Here is a 6415-nt window from a genome sequence, read left to right as displayed (position 1 = left end):
TACGGCGGCAACCCGGTGTCCTGTGCTGCGGCCCTCGCGACGATCGACCTGTACGAGCGCGCCGACCTCGCCGGGGCCGCGCGTCATATCGAGGACCTCGCCGGAGGCTTCCTCCGCGCGCTCGCCGAGGAGGAGCCCTCGATCGCCGAGGTGCGCGGCCGCGGCGCCATGCTCGCGATCGAGCTGGTCCGGCCAGGAACCCTCGAGCCCGATGCCGGCCTGGCCGGACGCGTCGCGCGGCGGTGCGCGGCGCAGGGCGTGCTGATCCTCACCTGCGGCACCTACGGGAACGTCATCCGGCTGCTCCCTCCCCTCGTGATCGACGACGAGCTGCTGCTCGACGGGCTCGAGGTGCTCGCCGCAGCGCTGCGTGCCGAGCAGTCAGGCGAGGACGGCGCACGATGAGCATCGACAGCACTCGGCTCGCCGAGCTCCACGAGGCAGAGGTCGCGCGGTTCGTCGCCGACCACCCGGCCTGCGCGGCGCTCGCGGAGGCCGGCCGCGCGCACATGCCGCTCGGCGTCCCGATGAGCTGGATGGCCAAGTGGCCCGGCGGCTTCCCCGTGCACGTCGCGCAGGCCACCGGAGCCCACTTCGTGTGCGCGGACGGGCTCGAGCACGTCGACCTGTGCCTCGGGGACACGGGAGCGATGAGCGGTCACTCCCCCGCCGCGACGGTCGCAGCGGTGCGCGAGCAGCTCGGTCAGGGCATCACCACGATGCTGCCGACGGCGGACGCCGCCGTGGTCGCCGCACTGCTCACCGACCGGTTCAGCGGGCCGGGTCCCGCGCGCCTCACCCAGTGGCAGTTCACCCTGACCGCGACCGACGCCAACCGGCACCTGCTGCGCTACGCGCGGATGGTCACCGGCCGGCCCAAGGTCGCCGTGATCGACAAGTGCTACCACGGGAGCGTCGACGAGACCTTCGCGACCCTCGAGGACGGCCGCGTCGTCGAGAGACGCGGCACGATCGGCGCCCCCGTCCCTCCTGAGCTGACGACGGCCGTCGTCCCCTTCAACGACCTGCCGGCGATGGAGCGTGCGCTGGCCACCGGCGAGATCGCTGCCGTGCTGCTCGAGCCGGCGATGACCAACATCGGGATCGTCCTGCCCGACGCCGGCTACCTCCGGGGCCTCGAGGAGAGTGCACGGGCGCACGGCGCCGTGCTCATCATCGACGAGACCCACACGCTGTGCGTCGGCCCGGGCGGGGCCACCGCCGCCTGGGGGCTCGAACCGGACGCGCTCGTCGTCGGCAAGACCATCGGCGGCGGCATCCCCGCGGCAGCATTCGGGATGACCGCCGAGCTCGCCGATCGCGTCGCCGAGATGATCGAGATGGAGGACATCGACGTCGGCGGGGTCGGCGGAACGCTCGCCGGGAACGCGCTGAGCCTCGCCGCGATCCGCGCGACGCTCGGCGAGGTCCTCACCCCCGCAGCGTTCGCCGCGATGGAGGAGCTGGCGGTGGCCTGGACCGATGGCGTCCAGGGGGTCCTGGACGAGACCGGCCTGCCGTGGCACGTGACGCGGCTCGGGGCGCGCGCCGAGTACGCCTTCTCCTCCGCTCCCCCGCACGACGGCGCCGAGGCGGCCGACGCCGACGACTTCCCGCTCCAGCAGTACCTGCACCTGCACGCGCTCAACCGCAGGGTGCTGCTGACCCCGTTCCACAACATGGCGCTGATGAGCCCGGCGACGAGCAGGGCCGACGTCGACGCGCACACGGTCGCCTTCGCCGAGGCGGCCCGGACACTGCGGTAGGCGCGCACCTCACGACGAGGGCGTGCGCTCCTGGAGGCCCCAGGGGGAGCCGTACTCCCCGGCGAGCAGGTCGAGGAAGGGCACAGCGTCGAAGGCCTCCGGACCCTGCACGCCCGACCCCGCCCAGGTCCCGGTGGACAGCAGCTCCAGGGCCACGACGGGGTTGACGGCCGTCTGCCAGACGACGCACTGCGCGCCGTACTCCGCCATCGACCAGGAGTTGTCGACGACGTGGTGCAGGTAGACCTCCCGAGGCGCACCGTCCCGCCCGGTGCCGGTCACCAGCAGACCGGCGCAGGTCGCTCCGCGCATCCGCTCGCCGAGGCCGGCCGGGTCGGGGAGGCAGGCCGCGACGACGTCGCGCGGGCTGACCTGCACGCGCCCCGGCGCCGCAGGGTCGGCCGACCGCACGGTCACGGGTGCCGTGCGGTCCAGGCCGAGGGTGTGCAGGGTGCGCAGCACCGAGATGAACTCCTCACCCAGCCCGTACTTGAAGGTCACCTTCTTCGCGTCCAGGAAGCGCGGCATGAGGAGGACCTCCTCGTGCTCGACGTGCACGCACTCCACCGGTCCGATCCCACCGGGGAAGTCGAAGATCTCCGGCTCGTGGAACGGCGGGACGGTGTACCAGCCGCCCTCGATGCCGCCCGCGGCCTCGGCGCGCTCCCGCTCCCAGATCACCGGCGGGTTGAGGCACTCCTCGATCGTCGTCCAGATCGAGAAGGACGGGGCGAAGATCGCGTTGCCGTCGTCGTCGAGCACCTCGAGGTTCGCACCGTCGCGCGTCCCGAGCTCGTCGATCTCGCTGAACAGGTGGTCGGCGGCGTAGCGGGCGAAGACGTCGGAGAGCCCCGGCTCGACGCCCATGCCGACCAGGGCGAGGCGGCCTGCCGCACGCCAGTCCCCGTCCTCGGCGAACTGCTCGGCGCCGAGGGTGACCCCCGTCCTGGCGTACGGCTCGGTGGGGTGCGGGCTCGACAAGGACATCGCCATGTCGAGGTAGTCGGCACCCGCGGCCAGCGCCCCCCGGAAGACGGGGAGCACGAACCGCGGGTCGACGGCGTTGAGCACATGGGTGATCCCGTGCGCCCGGATCAGGCCGGCGACGGCCTCGGCGTCAGAGGCGTCGACCTGCGCGGCGACGAACCGGCCGGTGGCGAGCGAGGCGGGGTGCGCCTGCACGGCGGCGACCGTGCGCTCGGCTCGGGCGGGGTCCATGTCCGCCACGACGAGCAGCTCGAAGAAGGTCCGGCGGGCCGCTATCCGGGCGACGGCGTCGCCCACCCCACCACTGCCGACGACCAGGATGCGCACGGGTGCTCCGATCTCAGGCGCGGCGCCTGGCCCGCGTCCAGCTGAAGACCTGCGCGCCGACGACGAGCAGGAGAGCGAGGGCGAACATGGCCGAACCGATGACGTTCGCCTGGGGCGGGATGCCGCGCGTCGCCGAGACGTACACGAACTTCGGGAAGGTCGTGAAGTTGCCGGAGTTGAAGTTGGTGATGATGAAGTCGTCGAAGGACAGCGAGAAGGCCAGCAGGGCCGCCGCGGCGATGCCCGGGACGAGGAGCGGGAAGGTCACCCTCCAGAAGGCGGCGAACGGCGAGGCGTACAGGTCGGCAGCGGCCTCCTCCAGTCGTGGGTCGAGGCTCGCGACCCGAGCCTTGACGGTGACCACGACGAAGCTGATGCAGAACATCACGTGCGCGACGACCACCGTCCAGAACCCGGGGTTGATCCGCAGGCTGAGGAACTGGGCGAGCAGGGCGGCACCGAGCACGACCTCGGGGGTGGACATCGGCAGGAAGACCATGAGGTTCGCCAGTGCGCGGCCCCGGAAGCGGTAGCGCACGAGCGCGACGGCCAGCAGCGTGCCCAGCACGGTCGAGACGGCGGTGGCGATCAGGCCGACCTGGAGCGAGTTCACGAAGGCCTCGCACACCCGGGGCGCCCCGCAGGGGTTGGCCCAGTTGTCCCAGGTGAAGCCGCGCCAGAGGATGTTCGACCGACCGGCGTCGTTGAACGAGAACGCGACCGTGTAGGCGATCGGCACGAGCAGGTAGAGGAAGGCAAGGCCCGCGAACACGGGGACGATGATCTCCCCGAGGCGACGTCGGCGCCGGCGCGGTGCGAGGACGGTCCCGCTCACAGCAGGTCCTCCGTCCCCGAGCGGCGTACGTACGCCGAGACGAGCGCGAGGATCGCGATCATGAGGATCACCGACAGCGCTGCCGCCGTCGGGTAGTCGCTCACCTTGAAGAACCGCGAGTCGATGACCTGACCGATCATCGTCGTGTTGTTGTTGCCCAGGAGCACCGAGTTCACGAAGTCACCGGAGGCAGGGATGAACGTGAGCAGGGTTCCCGAGACCACACCGGGCATCGAGAGCGGAAGGGTCACCTTGCGGAAGGTCGTCGGCCCGTTGGCGTAGAGGTCGGCCCCTGCCTCGACGAGGCGTGGGTCGAGCCGCTCGAGGCTGGCGTAGATCGGCAGGGTCATGAACGGCAGGAAGTTGTACGTCAGGCCGGCGACGACGGCGAAACCGGTCGCGGTGAGCCGGCCGTCCGACGGCAGGATCGCCACGGCTCTGAGCACCGCGACGACGACGCCCTCGTCGGCGAGGATCTGCTTCCACGCGATGGTCCGCAGGATGAAGCTCGTGAAGAACGGGGCGATCACCAGGACGAGGAGCATCCCCTGGAGGAAGGTCCTCCCGCGGGCCCGCACGGCGATCACGTAGGCGATCGGGTACCCGATGAGCAGGGCGGCGATCGTCGCGACGAGGGCGAAGAAGAAGGAGCGGAGCATCTGCGGCCAGTAGGTCTCCAGGGCCGCGACGTAGTTCTGCCAGGCGAACGCCGGCTGGAACTGCCCGACGTCGCCGCCGGGTACCGGGATGTACAGCGAGGTCACCAGCAGCGCGAACACCGGGACGACGAAGAACAGCGCGAGGTAGCCGAGGCCCGGGGCGAGCAGCAGGTACGCCGGACCGCGCGCGGCACGGCTGGGAGTCGCGACGACCTTCGAGGTGGCTGCGCCGAGGCCGGCCATCATGCTCATGGCTCAGTCCTCCTCGTCGAGCGCCCCGGCGGACACGTCCTGGTCGCCGTCGAGCCCGAAGGTGTGCCGGATCGCCCAGGCGAGGTGCACCGACTCCCCGGGAGCCGCGCCCTTGCCGCCGAAGATGTTCTGCACGAAGACCCCGAGCGTGCCGAGTCCTGGCACCTCGACCTGGTACTGCGTGCTGACCCCGCTGAACGACACGTCGGTGATGCGGCCGGGGCCCACCACGTTGGCGTCGTCCGGCACGTCCTCGCCCTCGCGGACGAGGTGGAGCTTCTCCGGGCGGACGCCGACGAACACCTCGCCGGTGGTGCTGACCGCCCTGGCGGTGGGTACGCGCAGCCGCCGGCCGGCCACCTCCACCCCGAGGGTGCTCGGTCCGGCGTCGAGCACGGTGCCGCGCAGGAGGTTGGACTGGCCGAGGAAGTTCGCGACGAAGGCGGTCTGCGGAAGCTCGTACAGGTCGGCGGGCGCACCCATCTGCTCGATCCGTCCGGCGTTCATCACGGCGACCGTGTCGGCCATGGTCATGGCCTCCTCCTGGTCGTGCGTGACGTGCACGAAGGTCAGCCCGACCTCCTCCTGGATCTTCTTCAGCTCGACCTGCATCTGGCGCCGCAGCTTGAGGTCGAGGGCACCGAGCGGCTCGTCGAGCAGAAGCACCGCAGGGTTGTTGACGATCGCCCTGGCGAGCGCGACGCGCTGCTGCTGGCCGCCCGAGAGCTGGGCCGGCCGCCGCTCGGCGAGGTGCCGCAGCTCCACGAGCTCCAGCGCCTCGCCCGCGAGCCGCAGCGCATCGGCCGTCCGGCGCCGCTTGAGGCCGAAGGCCACGTTCTCCAGCACGGTCAGGTGCGGGAAGAGCGCGTAGGACTGGAAGACGGTGTTGACCGGGCGCTGGTACGCCCGGGTGTCCGTCACGTCCTTGCCACCGATCGAGATGCTCCCGCTCGTAGGGTGCTCCAGACCGGCCACCATCCGCAGGGTCGTCGTCTTGCCGCACCCGGAGGGACCGAGCAGGGCGAAGAACGATCCCGAGGGAATCGTGAGGCTGAGGTCATCGACGGCCGTGAAGGCCCCGAACTGCTTGGTGATGCGAGTGAGGACGAGGTCCGCACCTGCCGGATCGGTGACCTCGGACATCAGTTCCCGATCACCGCCTGGAAGGCCTCGTTGTAGCGGGTCTCCTCCTCGGGGGTCAGGGCACGGAAGACCCGCGACTGCGCGAGGGTGGACTCGTCGGGGAAGATCAGCTGGTCGTCGACCAGCTCGGGGTCGATCGCGGCCATCTCCTCCTTCGCACCCTCGACCGGGCAGATGTAGTTGACGTAGGCGGCGACCTCGGCGGCGACGGCAGGGTCGTAGTAGTAGTTGATCAGCTCTTCTGCGTTCTTCTTGTGCGTCGCCCCGATCGGGATCATCAGGTTGTCGCTCCAGAGGGTGCCGCCGGCCTCGGGAAGGGCGAACTCCCAGCCGTCGCCGTTCTCGAAGTTGAGGACGGTGATGTCCCCGGACCACCCGATCACGGCGAGCGCGTCCCCGCTGATGAGGTCCTCCGCGTAGGAGTTGCCCTTGACCTGGCGGATGTG

Annotated in this window: 7 protein-coding genes; 2 read left to right on the top strand and 5 right to left on the bottom strand. The window is 70.9% G+C overall.

The window, feature by feature from the left end; translation table 11 throughout:
* Together ABWK99_RS12160 and ABWK99_RS12155 are read left to right on the top strand one after the other, a co-directional pair.
* Nucleotides 1–405 (top strand): aminotransferase class III-fold pyridoxal phosphate-dependent enzyme (locus ABWK99_RS12160; RefSeq protein WP_372594966.1); only part of this gene is annotated, 405 nt, incomplete at its 5' end.
* Entirely contained in the window at nucleotides 402–1766 is a 1365-nt protein-coding gene (locus ABWK99_RS12155; protein WP_372594965.1) for a transaminase, read from the top strand. The genes ABWK99_RS12160 and ABWK99_RS12155, both read left to right, overlap by 4 nt.
* Nucleotides 1767–1775: 9 nt before the next feature.
* Here ABWK99_RS12155 and ABWK99_RS12150 read toward each other — a convergent pair whose 3' ends face one another.
* The 5 genes from ABWK99_RS12150 to ABWK99_RS12130 form a co-directional block, all read right to left on the bottom strand.
* Complete coding sequence (locus tag ABWK99_RS12150) at nucleotides 1776–3080, bottom strand: saccharopine dehydrogenase family protein (protein ID WP_372594964.1); 1305 nt, start codon at nucleotides 3078–3080, stop codon at nucleotides 1776–1778.
* Between the two features lie 13 nt (nucleotides 3081–3093).
* Nucleotides 3094–3915 carry an ABC transporter permease gene (locus tag ABWK99_RS12145; RefSeq protein ID WP_372594963.1) on the bottom strand — a complete coding sequence of 274 codons (822 nt, stop codon included), beginning with the start codon at nucleotides 3913–3915 and terminating at the stop codon, nucleotides 3094–3096.
* Nucleotides 3912–4826 (bottom strand): ABC transporter permease, encoded by a 915-nt coding sequence (locus ABWK99_RS12140; protein WP_372594962.1) that lies wholly within the window; start codon nucleotides 4824–4826, stop codon nucleotides 3912–3914. The genes ABWK99_RS12145 and ABWK99_RS12140 overlap by 4 nt, the downstream gene beginning before the upstream one ends.
* Nucleotides 4827–4829: 3 nt before the next feature.
* A complete protein-coding gene (locus ABWK99_RS12135; protein WP_372594961.1) occupies nucleotides 4830–5969 on the bottom strand; it encodes an ABC transporter ATP-binding protein in 1140 nt (379 codons plus the stop codon).
* Nucleotides 5969–6415, bottom strand: a 447-nt coding sequence (locus ABWK99_RS12130) for an extracellular solute-binding protein (protein ID WP_372594960.1), incomplete at its 5' end; no start/stop codon positions are given. The genes ABWK99_RS12135 and ABWK99_RS12130, both read right to left, overlap by 1 nt.

Origin of the sequence: Actinotalea sp. (genome assembly GCF_041597215.1) — a bacterium.
In the GTDB taxonomy this organism is placed as follows: domain Bacteria; phylum Actinomycetota; class Actinomycetes; order Actinomycetales; family Cellulomonadaceae; genus Actinotalea.
This window is presented reverse-complemented; position numbering and strand designations above follow the sequence as displayed.

Excerpts from the sequence above, each read along its gene's own strand:
- ABWK99_RS12135 (WP_372594961.1), bottom strand. The coding sequence starts at position 5,969 with ATGTCCGAGGTCACCGATCCGGCAGGTGCGGACCTCGTCCTCACTCGC.
- ABWK99_RS12140 (WP_372594962.1), bottom strand. The coding sequence starts at position 4,826 with ATGAGCATGATGGCCGGCCTCGGCGCAGCCACCTCGAAGGTCGTCGCG.
- ABWK99_RS12155 (WP_372594965.1), top strand. The coding sequence starts at position 402 with ATGAGCATCGACAGCACTCGGCTCGCCGAGCTCCACGAGGCAGAGGTC.